The organism is Achromobacter pestifer (genome assembly GCF_902859625.1).
GTDB lineage: Bacteria > Pseudomonadota > Gammaproteobacteria > Burkholderiales > Burkholderiaceae_B > Achromobacter > Achromobacter pestifer.
The window spans coordinates 23,076-38,906 of the sequence record NZ_CADIJX010000012.1 but is presented as its reverse complement, the minus strand read 5'-3'; the positions used below and the strand labels follow the sequence as shown (position 1 = coordinate 38,906).

16 protein-coding genes are annotated in these 15,831 nt (G+C 65.5%); 11 read left to right on the top strand and 5 right to left on the bottom strand.

Going from position 1 to position 15,831, the window contains the following annotated elements; translation table 11 throughout:
- Window positions 1–58: 58 nt before the first annotated feature.
- From HV753_RS27980 to HV753_RS27970, 3 genes are read left to right on the top strand one after another with little or no spacing between them, the layout of a single operon-like run.
- Complete coding sequence (locus HV753_RS27980; RefSeq protein WP_175177832.1) at window positions 59–1,699, top strand: AMP-binding protein; 1,641 nt, start codon at window positions 59–61, stop codon at window positions 1,697–1,699.
- A gap of 20 nt (window positions 1,700–1,719) precedes the next feature.
- Window positions 1,720–2,145: an acyl-CoA thioesterase gene (locus tag HV753_RS27975; RefSeq protein ID WP_175177831.1), complete on the top strand. Its 426-nt coding sequence runs from the start codon at window positions 1,720–1,722 to the stop codon at window positions 2,143–2,145.
- 50 nt (window positions 2,146–2,195) lie between these two features.
- A complete protein-coding gene (locus tag HV753_RS27970; RefSeq protein WP_175177830.1) occupies window positions 2,196–2,603 on the top strand; it encodes a RidA family protein in 408 nt (135 codons plus the stop codon).
- A gap of 221 nt (window positions 2,604–2,824) precedes the next feature.
- Here HV753_RS27970 and HV753_RS27965 read toward each other — a convergent pair whose 3' ends face one another.
- A complete protein-coding gene (locus tag HV753_RS27965; RefSeq protein ID WP_175177829.1) occupies window positions 2,825–3,808 on the bottom strand; it encodes an AraC family transcriptional regulator in 984 nt (327 codons plus the stop codon).
- A 231-nt stretch (window positions 3,809–4,039) separates the two neighbouring features.
- Here HV753_RS27965 and HV753_RS27960 point away from each other — a divergent pair, with 231 nt between their 5' ends.
- The 6 genes from HV753_RS27960 to HV753_RS27935 are packed head-to-tail and all read left to right on the top strand — an operon-like array spanning window position 4,040 to window position 9,801.
- Window positions 4,040–5,218 carry an ABC transporter substrate-binding protein gene (locus HV753_RS27960; protein ID WP_175177828.1) on the top strand — a complete coding sequence of 393 codons (1,179 nt, stop codon included), beginning with the start codon at window positions 4,040–4,042 and terminating at the stop codon, window positions 5,216–5,218.
- 33 nt (window positions 5,219–5,251) lie between these two features.
- Entirely contained in the window at window positions 5,252–6,496 is a 1,245-nt protein-coding gene (locus tag HV753_RS27955; protein ID WP_175177827.1) for a dienelactone hydrolase family protein, read from the top strand.
- A gap of 9 nt (window positions 6,497–6,505) precedes the next feature.
- Window positions 6,506–7,849: an aromatic ring-hydroxylating dioxygenase subunit alpha gene (locus HV753_RS27950; protein ID WP_175177826.1), complete on the top strand. Its 1,344-nt coding sequence runs from the start codon at window positions 6,506–6,508 to the stop codon at window positions 7,847–7,849.
- Window positions 7,840–8,373: an aromatic-ring-hydroxylating dioxygenase subunit beta gene (locus HV753_RS27945; RefSeq protein ID WP_175177825.1), complete on the top strand. Its 534-nt coding sequence runs from the start codon at window positions 7,840–7,842 to the stop codon at window positions 8,371–8,373. Before HV753_RS27950 ends, HV753_RS27945 begins: the two co-directional genes overlap by 10 nt.
- Window positions 8,373–8,981, top strand: coding sequence for a cysteine hydrolase family protein (locus tag HV753_RS27940; protein WP_175177824.1), 609 nt, complete (start codon window positions 8,373–8,375; stop codon window positions 8,979–8,981). The genes HV753_RS27945 and HV753_RS27940 overlap by 1 nt, the downstream gene beginning before the upstream one ends.
- 13 nt (window positions 8,982–8,994) lie before the next feature.
- Window positions 8,995–9,801, top strand: coding sequence for an SDR family oxidoreductase (locus tag HV753_RS27935; protein WP_175177823.1), 807 nt, complete (start codon window positions 8,995–8,997; stop codon window positions 9,799–9,801).
- An 18-nt stretch (window positions 9,802–9,819) separates the two neighbouring features.
- On the opposite strand, the gene HV753_RS27930 is transcribed toward HV753_RS27935, so the two are convergent.
- Window positions 9,820–11,613 carry a flagellar assembly protein A gene (locus tag HV753_RS27930; protein ID WP_175177822.1) on the bottom strand — a complete coding sequence of 598 codons (1,794 nt, stop codon included), beginning with the start codon at window positions 11,611–11,613 and terminating at the stop codon, window positions 9,820–9,822.
- Between the two features lie 238 nt (window positions 11,614–11,851).
- On the opposite strand from HV753_RS27930, the gene HV753_RS27925 reads away from it, so the two are divergent.
- A complete protein-coding gene (locus tag HV753_RS27925) occupies window positions 11,852–12,604 on the top strand; it encodes a lytic transglycosylase domain-containing protein (protein ID WP_175177821.1) in 753 nt (250 codons plus the stop codon).
- Between the two features lie 32 nt (window positions 12,605–12,636).
- Here the strand turns inward: HV753_RS27925 and hemL are convergent, their stop codons facing one another.
- Genes hemL through thiD form a run of 3 tightly spaced genes read right to left on the bottom strand, consistent with a single transcriptional unit; the run spans window position 12,637 to window position 15,391 of the window.
- The gene (gene hemL / locus HV753_RS27920; RefSeq protein ID WP_175177820.1) at window positions 12,637–13,914 is read right to left on the bottom strand and encodes a glutamate-1-semialdehyde 2,1-aminomutase; all 1,278 of its coding nucleotides are present in this window, start codon (window positions 13,912–13,914) and stop codon (window positions 12,637–12,639) included.
- 5 nt (window positions 13,915–13,919) lie between these two features.
- The gene (gene thiE, locus HV753_RS27915) at window positions 13,920–14,585 is read right to left on the bottom strand and encodes a thiamine phosphate synthase (protein WP_175177819.1); all 666 of its coding nucleotides are present in this window, start codon (window positions 14,583–14,585) and stop codon (window positions 13,920–13,922) included.
- A complete protein-coding gene (thiD, locus tag HV753_RS27910) occupies window positions 14,582–15,391 on the bottom strand; it encodes a bifunctional hydroxymethylpyrimidine kinase/phosphomethylpyrimidine kinase (RefSeq protein ID WP_175177818.1) in 810 nt (269 codons plus the stop codon). The genes thiE and thiD overlap by 4 nt, the downstream gene beginning before the upstream one ends.
- A 156-nt stretch (window positions 15,392–15,547) precedes the next feature.
- On the opposite strand from thiD, the gene HV753_RS27905 reads away from it, so the two are divergent.
- The gene (locus HV753_RS27905; RefSeq protein WP_003814980.1) at window positions 15,548–15,712 is read left to right on the top strand and encodes a rubredoxin; all 165 of its coding nucleotides are present in this window, start codon (window positions 15,548–15,550) and stop codon (window positions 15,710–15,712) included.
- Window positions 15,713–15,831 lie beyond the last annotated feature (119 nt).

Sequence of the window (15,831 nt, the reverse complement as noted above, 5' to 3'; positions counted from 1 at the left end):
TCGAGCTCCTGTCCGTCAGCAAAGCCAACCACACCGCACAGCTAGCAAGGGGAATTCCATGGAAGTATCCGCCCACACCGACACCTTCGCCCGGGACAATCTGCCCCCGGGCGAACAATGGCCAGAGTTCCTGCTGGACGGCCCCGACGTGGCCTATCCGAAACGCCTTAATTGCGCCGTCGAGCTGGTGGACGCCATGGTCGACCGGGGCTTCGGCGAGCGCGTCGCGCTGCGCTGGCGCCAGGACGGCAAGCCGGCCACGATGACCTATCGGGAATTGGCCGCGCTGACCAACCGCATTGCCCGCGTGCTGTCCGAAGACATGAAGCTTGTGCCCGGCAACCGCTTGCTGCTGCGTGGGCCGAACAACCCGATGATGGCCGCGTCCTGGCTGGCCGCGATCAAGGCAGGCTTGGTGACGGTGCCCACGATGCCGCTGCTGCGCGCCAAGGAACTCAAGCAGATCATCGAGAAGGCGCAGATCCAGGCGGTGCTGTGCGACGCCCGGCTGAAGGACGAGGCGCAGTTCTGCGCTCAACCGGATCACGAGCACCATTGCGAAGGTCTGTCGCAGATTGTGTATTTCAACGATACGGCGTCGGATGCGCTGGACGCGCTGGCCGCGGCCAAGCCGGATGACTATGCCGCGTGCGACACGGCCGCCGATGACGTGTGCCTGATCGCCTTCACCAGCGGCACCACGGGTTCGCCCAAGGGTTGCATGCACTTCCATCGCGATGTGCTGGCGATGTGCGACCTGTTCCCCAAGCACGTGATCAAGCCCGGCCCGGACGACATCTTCTGCGGTACGCCGCCGCTGGCCTTCACGTTCGGCCTGGGGGGGCTCCTGTGCTTCCCGTTGCGCGTGGGCGCCAGTACGGTGCTGGCTGAAAAACTGACGCCGGAAAGCCTGCTGGAACTGATCCAGGACTTCCGCGCCACCATCGTCTTCACGGCGCCCACGTTCTACCGCCAGATGGCGGCGCTGGTGGGCAAGTTCGATCTGTCTTCGCTGAAGAAGAGCGTGTCGGCCGGAGAAGCGTTGCCGGATGCCACCCGCCAGTTGTGGAAACAGGCCAGCGGCATTGAGATGATCGACGGCATTGGCGGCACGGAAATGATCCACGTTTTCGTGTCGAGTCCGCCTGAATCCGTGAAGCGCGGGGCCATCGGCCAGGTGGTGCCCGGCTACGTGGCACAGGTGGTGGACGACGATATGAACCCGGTGCCCAACGGCACCGTCGGCCGGCTGGCCGTGAAGGGTCCGACCGGTTGCCGCTATCTGGCCGACGAACGCCAGCGCCGCTTTGTGCAGAACGGCTGGAACCTGCCGGGCGATACCTTCATGCAGGACGACGAAGGGTATCTGTTCTACCAGGCGCGCAATGACGATATGATCGTGTCGGCGGGCTACAACATCGCCGGCCCGGAAGTCGAGGATGCGCTGCTGCGCCACGAGGCCGTGGCCGAGTGCGGCGTGGTGGGCGCCCCGTGCGACGAGCGCGGCCAATTGGTGAAGGCCTTCGTCGTGCTCAAGGCGGGCTATGAGCCCAGCGATGCACTCGTGGCAGCAATGCAGGCATTCGTTAAGGCCAGCATCGCACCCTATAAATATCCGCGCGCGATTGAATTCGTGGCAGCGCTGCCCCGGACTGAAACGGGCAAGCTGCAACGGTTCGCGTTGCGCAAAATGGCTTGAACAGGCAATCAGGAATCATCATGGCCGCTCCTTTCACTAGCCAGGTCGAAGTCCGCTTCCGTCATTGCGACCCGGCGGGCATTGTCTTCTACCCGCGCTATTTCGAGATGATCAATGACTTTGTCGAGGAATGGTTCGACAAGGGCATGGGGCTGCCGTTCCACGCGCTGCATGTGGATCGGCACATCGGTACGCCGATGGCATCGGTGACGTGCGATTTCAGCGCGCCCAGCCGCTGGCATGAACGCCTGCGCCAAACGCTGGAAGTCCAGCGTATCGGTGGCGCATCGTTCAAGGCGCTGGTGCGTTTTGAAGGGCCGGACGGCCAGTTGCGCTTGTCGGCGACGCTGACGATCGTGACGGTGGATTTGCGGACGATGAAGTCCATGCCGCTACCTGCGGACCTGCGGGCACGCATGCAGGCTTATCTGGCTTCCGCGGCGTAAGCGGCGGGGCCACCCTGTAGTTAGTTTTCTTAAAAATAGGATGAGACGTTATGAAGATTCTGCAACCGCCGGATTGGATGGCGCCCCGGGGCTATTCGAATGGCGTGCTGACCGAAATGACGGTCGGCAGCAAGCTCGTGTTCGTGGGCGGGCAGGTGGGGTGGAATGGCCAGCAACAGTTTGAATCGGATGATCTGGCGGACCAGGTCCGCCAGACGCTGGCGAACATTGTCGCGATCCTGGCCGAAGGTGGCGCGAAGCCCGAGCATATCGTCCGGATGACGTGGTACGTCACCGACAAGGACGAATATGTAGCGGCCTATCCCGCCATCGGCAAGCACTACCGTGAATTCATCGGACGGCATTTCCCGGCGATGACGGCGGTGGAAGTCGCGGATCTGGTCGAAGACCGGGCCAAGGTGGAAATCGAAGTCACCGCCGTGGTCCCCGCCGCCTGATCCCCGAGATCCGCATCCCGAGATCCGCGTCCCGGCCCCCCATCCCGAGATCCGGATCCCGAGAGCCGCATCCGACGATCCGCATCGCAATCCGCATCCCACGTAGGATGGGTGTAGCGCGCGCAACCCGCCACCAAGGCGCAAGCGCGCGCCGCGCAACCCATCATCCCCCCACAAGCACCCCATCCTCCGCGCACCCCCCCCCAAAAAAAAGCGCAAAGTCACCCCGCCCGCCGCGTCTCCCGCGGCAACTCCCCGAACCGTTCCCGGTAGTACTCCGAAAATCGTCCCAGATGTCCAAACCCGACGCCTAGCGCGACATCGGTGACGCTGGCGTGCGCGTCCGTTTTCAATTGGATCCGTGCCGTGTCCAAGCGCAGCGCCCGTAGCGCGTTCATGGGAGTGGTGTCGCGATGTTCCTGGAACAGGCGGGTCAGGGCGCTGGCGCTGGCGCCGGCGTGGCGGGCGATGTCGGCCAAGGTCAGCGGGGCGGACAGGTTGTCGCGCATGTAGGTCTCGGCCAGCGTCAAGCGGCGGGGGACCGATGGGGTCTGGCCGGCCTGGGCCTGCCAGGTGTTGGGCTGGTTATAGAGCAGGTGCAGGATGACGGTGTCTTCCATGTGCGCAAGCCACGCGGCAGGCGGGCGGAGCGCGCCGTCGTCCAGGGTGGGCAGCAGATGGATCAGGCCGGCCATCATGCTGCGCCACGCCGCGCCGATGGGGGTGTCCAGGCGTAGCGCGGGACTGAAGTCCAGCGGACGGGTGGCGGCGTCGCCGAAGGCGCGCTGGCCCAGCGCTTCCAGTTTGCCGCGCGGGATCTTCAGTAGCAGCTGCTCGCACCCCGCTTCCCAGTGCAGCCGTAGCGGACGATTGGGGGCGATGACGGCGGCGCAGTCAGGATGGGCGTCGACGCGCTCATTGCCGCACTCAATATAGGCCCGGCCGCGCAACGGTACCTGCACCAGCATGAAGTCCTGAAGACGGTCGGGTTCGATGTGGACTTCGGCGCCGTAGCGCAAGGTACAGACCGTCAGCGAGCCAAAGCGGCCCCGGTTCAGCTCGGCGTCCACGCGGCCGCCTTTCCAGGTCAGGCGGTGTTCCTTCAACGCTTCGGACACCCGCATGCGCGTCTCGTCCTGCTGGGTGGATCTGAACACGCGCCGTTTGAACAGCGGCGCAAGCATGAGTCGGGACCAGTCGTGCATGGATGCCTCCGGGACGGGAACGCTCCCGTATCGGGCCAGAGTAAATTAATCCTCCCCGGTTTGGAATTAAGTGAATCCCGGATAAGACTGCCCGTATTCGGATAGAGCCGGGCGGCCGGGCGGCATACGCTAGCCGCAGGGCGACAAGGATGGGCAGCATGCGAGTACCGACGGCAGACGGGTTCTGTCAGCTTTCCGCCAGCGAGGCTGGCGGCGAAAACGGGGTGGCTCATGAATCGAAATCTCTGGAGCCGGCGCGCGCTGGCGGCGCTGGTCTGCATGGCGGCCGCGGCAAGCGCGGCGGCGGCCGACAAGGTCAAGGTGGGCTTGTTGACGACGCTGTCCGGCCCGGGCTCGGCCTTGGGCAACGAGATTCGCGATGGCTTCAATCTTGCGCTGCAACACACCGGAGGCAAGTTGGGCGGCTTGCCGGCGGAAGTGGTCGTGGCTGACGACCAGCAGAAGGCGGACACGGGCCGCCAGGCGGTGGAACGGTTGCTGAAACGAGACCGCGTGGACATCATGACGGGCATCGTGTTTTCAAACGTGCTGCTGCCCGTGATGCCGGCCATCTTGCAGTCGGGAACCATCTACCTCAGCACCAATACCGGGCCGGAAAACTATGCCGGCGCGGGCTGTAATCCGAACTTCTTCGCGGTGGCATGGCAGAACGAAGACATTCCCGCAGCCATGGGCAAGTACGCAACCGACCAGGGGTTCAAGAACGTGGCGCTGATTGCGCCGGACTACCCGGGCGGACGCGAGTCGCTGAATGGCTTCAAGCGCCTGTACAAAGGCGGCTTGTCCGAAGAGATCTACACCCAGCTCGGCCAACTGGACTATGGGGTCGAGATCACGCGGTTGCGGGCCAGCAAGCCCGACGCGGTGTTCTTCTTTCTGCCTGGCGGCATGGGCGTGAATTTCATCAAGCAGTTCAACGGCGCGGGCCTGTCCAAGGACATCGCGTTGCTGGCGCCCGGCTTCTCGGGCGACGAAGACACGATCGCCGCGGTGGGAGCGCCCATCCAGGGCTTGCGCAACACCTCTCAGTGGGCGGCCGACCTGGACAACCCGGCGAATCGCCAGTTCGTGGAAGATTTCAAGAAGGCCTATAACCGCACGCCGACGCTGTATGCCTCGCAAGGCTATGACGCGGCCATGCTGCTTGACAGCGCCGTGCGCCAGACGGGCGGGAAACTGGACGCGGACGCCTTGCGTCCGGCGCTGCGGCGCGCGGACTTCAAGTCGGTGCGCGGCGATTTCAAGTTCAACCGCAACCAATATCCGATCCAGAACTACTACTTGCGCGTCGTTGAGCCGGGCGCGGGCGGCAAGCTGGTCAACAAGCTGTCGGGCACGGTGCTGTCGCAGTACCAGGATCCCTTCGCCGCTGCTTGTCAGATGAAGTAAACCGGCTTGCATCACGCATTACAGGAGAACCGCATGACCCAGAACATGACGACGCGCGAGATCACGATCCCCTCGTACGATGGCAAGTCCTTCGGCGCCTATCTTGCCGTGCCCGCGGCCGGCCACGGCCCGGGCCTGGTGCTGTGCCAGGAGATTTTTGGCGTTAACGACTTCATGCGCCGCGCGGCGCAATTGCTGGCCGAAGAAGGGTATGTGGTGTTGGTGCCCGACCTGTTCTGGCGCCAGCAGCCGGGTATCCAATTGACCGATGGCCCGGCCGACATGCCGCGCGCGTTCGAGCTCTACCAAGGCTTTGACGTGGAACGGGGGGTGAAGGACATCGCCTCCACCATCGCCGCGTTGCGTGAATTGCCTGAACAGCAAGGCGGCGTGGGCGTGCTGGGCTACTGCCTGGGTGGCAAGCTGGCCTATCTGGCCGCTTGCCGTACCGACGTCGACGTCGCGGTGGGCTATTACGGCGTGGGCATTGAAGAGCACCTGGAAGAAGCCGCCGCGTTGCGTGGCCGTCTTGTGCTGCACATCGCCGAACAGGACGGCTTCTGTCCGCCCGCGGCACGCCAGCGCATCCTGGATGCGCTGGGCGGCAAGCCGGGCGTGGAGCTTTATGTGTATTCGGGCATGGACCATGCGTTCGCGCGCACGGGGGGCGACCACTACGACAAGCCGTCCGCCCAGATGGCGCACCAGCGCAGCATGGCCGCGTTGCAGCGCGCCATCGGCCCCGAGTTCGACTATTCGGCCTTGTGGGACAAGCACTGCGAATACGAGTTTGGCACGCGCGACGTGGCCGCCACGATGGCCACGATGGTGGCCGAGCCTTACGTCAACCATATCCCGACGATGACGGGTGGCGTGGGCCACAAGGAGCTGTCGCGCTTCTACCAGCACCACTTCGTCAACAGCAATCCGCCCGATACCCGGCTGGTTCCGCTGTCGCGCACGGTGGGCGCCACGCAGATCGTGGATGAACTGCTGTTCTGCTTCACGCACACCACCGAAATCGATTGGCTGCTGCCCGGCGTGCCGCCCACGGGCCGGCCGGTGGAAATCCCGCTGATCGCCATTGTGAAATTCCGTGGCGACAAGCTCTATCACGAACACATCTACTGGGACCAGGCCAGCGTGCTGGTGCAGGTGGGTTTGCTGGACCCCAAGGGGCTGCCGGTGGCGGGCCGCGACACCGCGGCGAAGCTCTTGGACGAGACCTTGCCGTCCAACACGCTGATGGCGCGTTGGAAAGACAGCGAGAACAAGTAGGGGGACGACATGACTTACACGCAAGAACAATTGGCGGCGATGGTGCGGGGCGACAGCGTGCATCGCGGGGTATACACCGACCCGGCCATCTTTGACCTGGAGATGCAACGGATCTACGGCCGCGCCTGGATCTACGTGGGCCACGAAAGCCAGGTGCCCAAGACGGGCGACTATCACACCACCCGCGTAGGCGATCAGGACGTGCTGATGGTGCGTGCCGCCGATGGCAACGTGCATGTCTTGTACAACCGCTGCCCGCACAAGGGGGCGAAGGTGGTGGCGGATGGCGAAGGCTGCGTGGGCAAATTCTTCCGTTGTCCCTACCACGCCTGGACGTTCAAGCTGGACGGCAGCCACCTTGGGGTGCCGCTGAAGCAGGGCTTGGAAGGAACGTCCTATGACCCCACCGACCCCGCGTTCTCGATGCGCCGCCTGGCGCGCGTGGACAACTACCGCGGCTTCGTGTTCGCCAGCCAGTCCAAGGAAGGGCCGGCGCTGACCGACTTCCTGGGCGGTGTGCGTTCGTCCATCGACAACCTGTGCGACCGTTCCCCGGTCGGCGAGGTCGAAGTCGCAGGCGGTATCTTTCGCGTCATGCAACGGTCGAACTGGAAGGTGTTCTACGAGAACCTGCATGACACCATGCACGCCCGCGTGACGCATGAATCGTCGTACGCGGCTGCCCGTGACGAGGCCAAGGAGATCGGCGAAATGCCGCTTGAGCTGCACATCATGGACGGCAACGGCGAGCCCTACGAGTTCTGGGAAAAGCTGGAGCTGCGCGCCTATGACAACGGCCACGGCTACATGGAAGGCATCTTCAACCCGGGCGCGGCCGAGCGTGATCCGGTGTCGCGCGCGCACTTCGACATTCTGGCCACCGCCTATGGCGAGGAACGCGCCCGCGAGATCCTGGGCATGAACCGCCACAACACGGTCATCTACGGCAGCGGGTCGCCGCATACCGTGTTCCAGCAGTTCCGCGTGATTCGCCCGATCGCCGTCGACCGTACCTTGATTGAAATCCAGACGTTCCGCTGCAAGGGGGCGCCGGACGGCGTATTCAAACGCGCCATGCTCTATGCGAACGTCATCAATTCGCCATCGTCCAACGTCATGCCGGACGATATCGAGCTGTACAACCGGTGCCAGGAAGGCAACGCCACGCGCGGCGGAGAGTGGGTCAGCATGCACCGTTACCACGGCAACGACCGCAGCGACGCGGATGGCCTGGTGTCCGTCAACGGCACCAGCGAATTGCCCATGCGCAATCAGTTCCGCGCCTGGAAGACCTATATGGAAGCGGGCACGGCGTTGAACACGCCCGCCACGGGAGAAGGCGCATGTTGCTAGACCTGGATTTTGACGTTGGCACCACGGATCTGTCGCCGGCCGACGTGCCGGCGGACGCCTACCACCGCATCGCCCAGTTTCTTTACCGCGAAGCGCGGCTGCTGGATGAACGGCGCTATGACGACTGGCAGGCGCTGTGGACGCCGGACGGCATGTACTGGATGCCACGGGTGCCGGGTCAGCAAAGCCCCTATGACCATATCTCGTTGTTCTGGGAAGACCGGATGCTGCGCGATGTGCGCATCCGGCGTCTGGAGCATCCCCGCAACTGGTCGCAGCAGCCGCCCACGCGCAGCGTGCGGCTGGTAGGCGGCGTGCAGGTCGAAGGCGTGGACGGGGCCGGCAATCTGGTGGTGCATTCCGCGTTTCAGATGACGGAATGGCGCAAGCGTCAGCCGCGCCAATTGGCCGGACGCTATACCCACAAGCTGGCTGCCGAAGGGGACGGCTGGCGCATCCGCATGAAGCGCGTGGATCTGGTCAATTGTGACGACGCGCATGATGTGTTCGAGGTGTTCGTCTGATGATGCCGGATACCGCGGTGCTGGCGCTGCACTACCAGAACGATGTGCTGCATCCCGACGGCAAGATCCGTGTCGGGCTGGATGCCGACAGCGGGGCGCGTCAGCGCCTGCTGGACAATGCCACCGCCTTGCTGGACGGCGCGCGGGCGCGGGCGCTGCCCATCGTGCATGTGCGGATCGCTTTCCGGCCGGACTACGCCGACCTGCTGGCCAATTGCGCGATCTTCCGTAATGTGGCGACGATTGGCGCGGTGCCTGAAGGGCAGTGGGGCAGCGCCTTTTACGACGGCCTGCAACCGCTGGCCGGCAGCCCTCGCGAGTTCATCGTCAAGCACACGCGCATCAGCGCGTTCTACGGCACGCCACTGGAAGAAACGCTGCGCGTCATCGGCGCGCGCCGGCTGGTGGTGGCGGGTGTGGCGACGCATTCCGTGGTGGAGGGGACCGTACGCCACGCGGCCGATATCGGCTTTGACGTGATGGTTGCCGAAGACGCTTGCGCGTCGGCCGACGAAGCCGTGCATCAGGCGTCGCTGGCCAGCATGCGCTTGATTGCACAAACCGGTTCGGTGGCGGATGCTGTGCGCTGGGCCGCCGCGCCGCACTGAACAAGGATTTTCCATGGATTTTTCAGGCTTTCCCGGCTTGGCCGGCAAGACCGCCATCGTCACCGGCAGTACGCAGGGGCTGGGCGCCGATATCGCGCGCGGGCTGGTGGCGGCAGGCGTCAACGTGGTGCTGGTCGGGCGTAACGTCCAGGCGGGGCAGGCGTTGGCTGGGGAACTGGCTGAACGGGCGCTGTTCTGTGAGACCGACATCGGCCAGGACAGCCAGATTCAGCGCTGCATCGACGCCGCGCTGGCGCGCTTCGGCCGGTTGGACATTCTGGTGAACAACGCTTGCCAGTACACGGATCGGGGGCTGGCGTCTTCGCGCGAGGAATGGCACAGCACGCTGGATACCAATTTGGTGTCGGCCGCGATCTTCACGCAGATGGCCGCGCCGCACCTGCCGCGCGGCGGCGTGGTGGTGAACCTGGGCAGCACGGGCGGCAAGTTTGGCGCGGCCGGGCGCGCACTGTATCCGGCGTCCAAGGCCGCCTTGTTGCAGATCACCAAGAATTTCGCCGTGGAACTGGCGCCGGCCGGTGTGCGCGTGCTGGCGGTGTCGCCTGCCTGGACGTGGTCGCCGTCGGTGGAGCAGCTGTCGGGCGGCTCGCGGCAGGCAGCCGATGCGGTGGGGGCGCACTTCCATCCGCTGGGCCGGGTGGGGGCGGGCAGCGAGATCGCAGCCGCCGTTTGCTTTGCGTGTTCGGATGCCGCGTCCTGGATGACCGGTGTGGATATCCCGGTGGACGGCGGATTCTCCATCCTGGGTCCAGACCGCGGGATTTCGCCGCGCGTCTGGTTCCAGGAACTGGCGCCCTGAAAGACGCCAAAGGCGAGGTCAGCGAATGACGATCTCGCCTTCTTCCAGCCCGGCCTTGCCGCCCACCTGGTCTTCCAGGAATTCCTGCACCTTGTTGCCCAGCTGGATCCTTGCGCCGCTGCAAAAGCGCCGCGTCGCGGTGATGATGGCGGTGTGCAGGGGCTGAAGGTCGCGGACCAGCTGAGCCTCGTCTTCGTCCAGCGCCAGCAGGTCGCCGGTCAGCTTGCCGTGGGTGTTGCGGGCGCGTTCCACCACGTCGCCAGGGGCGCGTTGCGGATTGGCCTGTAGGAACATCAGCAGTTGTTCCAGCTTGGCCTTTTCTTCGTTCATCTTCAGGCGCTTGCGCGTCAGCGCCGACCGCTTGATGTCGGCATGCGGGTCCAGCCCGGCCTGCACCAGTGTTGGAATGCCTGAAGGCGAACCGATCGTGCCCGCGCGCACGGCATTCAACGCACGGGTCTGACCGCCGGTAATCGCGCTTTGCTGCGTGTTCGGGGGGCCGACCAGCACGCTGCCGCCGGCGGCGATGCTGCTCTGGCGGATTTCGCGTTCCACTTCCACGTCCCGTCCGGCGCTGATGATGGCGTTTTCGATGAACTTCGCTTTCAGCGCGCCGCCACAGACGATGTGGGCGGTGCGGGCGGTGGCCGTGGCGTCTTGCAAGGCTTCGGCCATGCCGATGATGCCGCCTTTGACCGTCACGCTGCCGCCGGCCTCCACCAGCGCGGCTTCGATGGTGCCGTTGACGACCACGTCGCCGGTCACCCGGACTTCCATGGTGGCGGCGATGTCGCCGCGCACCTGCAACGAGCCTTCAAAGGTGATGTTGCCCGTGGACAGGTTGACGGCGTCGACCTCCACCATCGGATTCACCTGCACGCCCTGGCTGATCAGCGTGGGCGTGCCGGCGATGGTGGCGCGCAGCAGCAGCGGATCTTCCGGGTCGACCTCGACCCCCGAGATGTCCTTGGAAAAGGGCGTATCGGGCATTTCATCCGGCAGGACCGGTTCGCCCAGCACATTGGTGCCGTCCACGCCGGGCAACGGGGGAACCCGGCGCATCAGCGGCGTGCCGGGCGAGACCAGCAGCAGGCTGCCCAGATCGCGGTAATCCACCTGGGCCAGTTCGTCGATTTCCTGTGCACGCGGCTTCAGCCGGTCCAGCAGGCTTTCAAAGCGGGTCGGCGTGCCGCGGGTGGGCGGCGTGCCCTGGGCGATCATCACGGTTGCGTGGCGGCCCTGTTCCACGGCCTCGGCCATGGCCTGGTTCAGCACGCCATGCACGATGCCGCGGTCGGTGACGGCGTGGCGCAACATGTCCAGCGTGACGGGCTGCCCGCCCTTGGGCGGGTGCAGGGTCAGCAGTGCGGCCATGCGGGTGGGGTCCAGTTCCAGTTCGAACGACCCGTCCACCACCTGTCCGACGGGGAAATGCACCGGCTCGGCGGCGCTGCGGCAACGGTCGATGAAGGCCAGCACGGCGTGGTTGTCCAACGCTTCGGCGGTCCAGCCCTGGGCGACGGCGGCGGCGGTCAGCATGTCCCAATTGGGCAGATCAAGGTTGACGATGGGGGCAGTGGCCACATCGACATCCGTGTCGACATCCGTATCCACGGCAACGTCAGTATCGGCGTCCGGTTCCAAGGCCGCTTCGTCGTTGGCGGTGCGGGTCGCGTCAGTCGCCGCCTCGGCGGCCAAGGCGTTGTCATCGTCCGGGGCCGGAGCATCGGGGCGCGGCGGCGGCGTGTAAATGGCCGTCAGGACGTTGGTGTTGGCGTCCAGCACTAGCTGGAGCGTGTTTTCTGCGTCCATCTCAACCTCTCCCGCCTGGCGCGGGGCGGCCAGGTTCATTCATTTGGTAAATAAACGAAATATTGCGACATATTCTATAGTAATCGTCCTGCATATGTCCTAGTTGCGCCCCTGTTTTATCGAGGAAAAGCGGGCGGCTGCGATGGACTAGGACGTAGGGCGGAGCGACAAACCGGGGGGATCGCCGCAGCATAGGGACTCGCCAACGCGCCTTCGGGCGCCGCCGGAGCCCCGACCCATGCACCCACATTCCCGATCCATTCTGCTGGCCCTGCGCACCTTGCTGGCGCGCGCCGGCGGCATGGCGGCGCTGTCGGCTGTCGTGGCGGGCGCTCTGGCGCTGGCGCCTGTCCGCCCTGTTCAGGCCAGTGAGATCTACCGGTACAAAGACCCGTATGGCGTGTGGCGGGCGATGAAGGTGCCCACCGGCTATGCCAAGTATTACAAGCGAGCGCAGGCGCGGACGGTCTGGCGGGGCAACGGGATCAAGGCTTGCCTGGACTGTCCTCCGGAAGCGGGCGACGGCGCACGGTTGGCCTCGATGGCGCCGACATCCCGTGCGCTGCGCTGGGGCGACGCCAAGCCGTCCGCCGCGCATGATGGCCTGATTGCCCAGGCCGCCGTGGATTCGGGGGTGGACCGGGCCTTGCTGACTGCCGTGATCGCGATCGAGTCAGGGTTCCGCAGCGATGCGCGTTCACCCAAGGGCGCGCTGGGCCTGATGCAGCTGATGCCGGCAACCGCGGCGTCGGTGCTGTCGGTGGATGATATCGAGCGCGCGCTGGTGGATCCGGCGACAAACGTGCGGGCCGGTTCGCGCCATTTGCGACGGCTGATTGACCAATATCCGGGTCGTCTGGACCTGGCGCTTGCCGCCTACAACGCGGGCGAAGGGGCGGTGCGCAAATACGACGCCGTGCCGCCCTATGCGGAAACCCAAGCCTATGTCAGGGACGTGACCGCCCTGTACAACCGTTATAAGGCGCCCTGACCCGAACCCTCGGCCCGGGCGCCCCAGGCGGCTTACATCGCGGCGAAGACCTGCTCGGCGATGTCCAGCGTGGACTGGATCACGGCGTCGTCATGCGTGGCCGAGACGAAGCCCGCTTCAAAAGCGGACGGCGCGAAGTGCACGCCGTGGTCCAGCATGGCATGGAAGAAGCGGTTGAACGCTGCCGTGTCGCATTGCGAGACTTCGGCGAACGAGGTCGGCACCTGATTGCTGAAGTAGATGCCGAACATGCCGCCCACCGAGTCGGCCGAGAAGGCCAGGCCGGCGGCGCGGGCGCGTTCCTGCAAGCCCTGGGCCAGCTTGGCGGTCTGGGCCGACAGCTTGTCGTAGAAGCCGGGGGCGGCGATCAGGCGCAGCGTGGCCAGGCCCGCGGCCACGGCGACCGGATTGCCCGACAAGGTGCCTGCCTGGTAGACGCCGCCCAGCGGGGCGATGTGCTTCATGATGGCAGTGCTGCCGCCAAAGGCGCCTACCGGCATGCCGCCGCCAATTACCTTGGCCAGCGTGGTGATGTCCGGCTTGACGCCAGTCAGCCCTTGCACGCCCTGCGGACCCACGCGGAAGCCGGTCATGACTTCATCGAAAATCAGCAGCGCGCCGTGCTGCGTGCAGACGTCGCGCAGGCCTTCCAGGAAGCCGGGGGCCGGCTTGATCAGGTTCATGTTGCCGGCGACGGGTTCCACGATGATGCAAGCGATGTCCGCGCCATGCTGGTCGAATGCCTGACGCACGGCGTCCAGGTTGTTGTATTCCAGGGTCAGCGTGTGCGACACGAATTCGGGCGGCACGCCCGCCGAGCTGGGGTTGCCGAACGTCAGCAGACCCGAGCCGGCCTTGACCAGCAGGCTATCCGAGTGGCCGTGGTAGCAGCCTTCAAACTTCACGATCTTGGCGCGGCCGGTGGCGCCACGCGCCAGGCGGATGGCCGTCATGGTGGCTTCGGTGCCCGAACTGACCAGACGCACTTGCTCCAGAGAGGGCAGACGTGAAATCAGCACTTCGGCCAACTCGATCTCGGCTTCGGTGGGGGCGCCGAACGACAGGCCGTTGACGGCGGCCTCTTGCACCGCGCGCACCACTTCAGGGTGCGAGTGGCCCAGGATGGCCGGGCCCCAGGAGCCCACGTAATCGATGTACTGCTTGTCTTCCGCGTCCCACACATAGGGGCCTTGCGCGCGCTTGATGAAGCGCGGCGTGCCGCCGACGGAGCGGAAGGCGCGCACGGGCGAGTTGACGCCGCCGGGGATGCTGCGGCAGGCGCGTTCAAAAAGCTGTTCGTTGCGGGACATGGCGTTCAAGGCTTGCGGTTAGGGTTGGCGGAATAGGGCGCCGAGCAGGCCGCCGCGGCGGCGCGGATGCTGGGCGCTTCGAAAAGTCCGGTGATGACGGCGATGGAATCGGCGCCAGCCTGGGCCACCAGCAGCGCGTTGTCGGGCGTGATGCCGCCGATGGCGACCACTGCGGGCCGGGGCGCGTCGCGCTCTTCGACCAGGCGGCGGGCTTCGGTCAGCACCGACAAGGGCGCGCGCACGGTGTCCGGTTTGACGGTGGACGGGAACATCGCGCCAAAGGCGATGTAGTCGGCGCCAGCGTCCAGCAGTTCACGGGCGCGGGCCAGGTCGTCGTAGCTGGAGCCGCCCAGGATCAGATCGGGGCCGACTTCGGCACGGATGCGCGCCAGGCTTTCGTCTTCGCGGCCCACGTGCGCGCCGTCAGCGCCCACGTCCAGGGCCAGACGCCAGTCATCATTGATCAGGAATACGATGCCCAGTTCGCGGCACAGCGGCGCCAAGGCGTGCGCCTGTTCGGCGCGCACCGCGTCGGGCACGTTCTTGCGGCGCAACTGCAACGAACGCATCCCGCCGTCGGCGGCTTTGCGGACGGCCTGCATCAGGCGGTCGGTGTCGTCCCATTCCGGGGTGACGCCATACAGGCCGGAGGGAAAGCGCAGCGGTTTCATTGCGGTTGGATCCGGTTGGGGATGCGCCGGCCCATGCCGGGCAGGAAGCTGGCGGCCACTGAGGCATCGGCATGCGCCAGGCCCTGGCGCACGGCCTCGGGCATTTCCAATCCGCGCGCAAGCATGACGGTGATGGCGGTTGCGGCCAGGCCGCCGGCATCGCCGTTGCGATCCGGGGGCGCCTGCCACGGCCAGGTGTGCGTCTGGCCGCTGGGGCCGAGCAGCACGTTGGCGTAATGGCCGGGCCGTTGCGGGCTGCCCAGTACCAGGACCCATTCGGCGCCGGCCGCCACCAGGGCGTGCATGGGCGTAGGTGCGTCCCCGATATCGATGTCGCCGTCGGCGTGCCACTGCGCCAGGCGCAGGTGCTCGATGACCAGCAGATCGGTTTGCGGCAGCACCAGTTCCAGCGTGGCGGCCAGCAGGTCGTCGGCGTCGTCCTCGTCAGCGGCGTCGGCGGGCAACGGCGCGCGCTGGCCCAGGTGCAGCACCAGCGGAACCTGGTTGTAGTCGGCGGCGACCTGGGCGGCCACGCTCGCCGTTTCAGCGGTGTATAGTCCGCCCACCTTGATGGCCTGCACGGACATGTCTTCCAGCAGGCAACGGGCCTGATCGTCCAGTAAGTCGGGCGAAACAGGATGGATTTCTTCGATGCCGGCAGTGTCCTGCACGGTCAGCGCGGTAACCGCCGCCAGACCATGACAGCCCAGACGGGCGCAGGTGACGGCGTCCGCGGGCAAACCGTCGGATCCGGTAGGATCGAGCGGGCCGAAGACCAAAACGAGAGGGGGAGTAACGGGGGCCACGTGGACAGCGCTTGAGTGAGGGAACCCGGACTCATTTTGAGGTGAATCAGGGGAACCCCTATTGGGTTTCGGTAAGATTGTCCCCATTCTAATGGAAGCCCCCTACCTTTGCCCCGCCACGGGGACTCGGGTGGGGAATTGATGTAAGAGAGAACTATGCGTACTTGGATGTGTCTGATTTGTGGCTGGGTCTATGACGAAGAGGCCGGCCTGCCCGACGAAGGTATTGCTCCCGGCACTCGCTGGGAAGACGTGCCGCCGAACTGGGTCTGTCCTGAATGCGGCGCCCGCAAAGAGGACTTTGAATTGATGGAAATCTGAACCCGATCCGCTGACCTATTCCGCCAGGGCTCGTAAGATGGGGCAAGCCCCCATCCCTCGTAACCGCAGGACGGTCTGCCGCAAGGCAAGAAGGGCCGCGTGCAAGCGCGCCCCGTCCA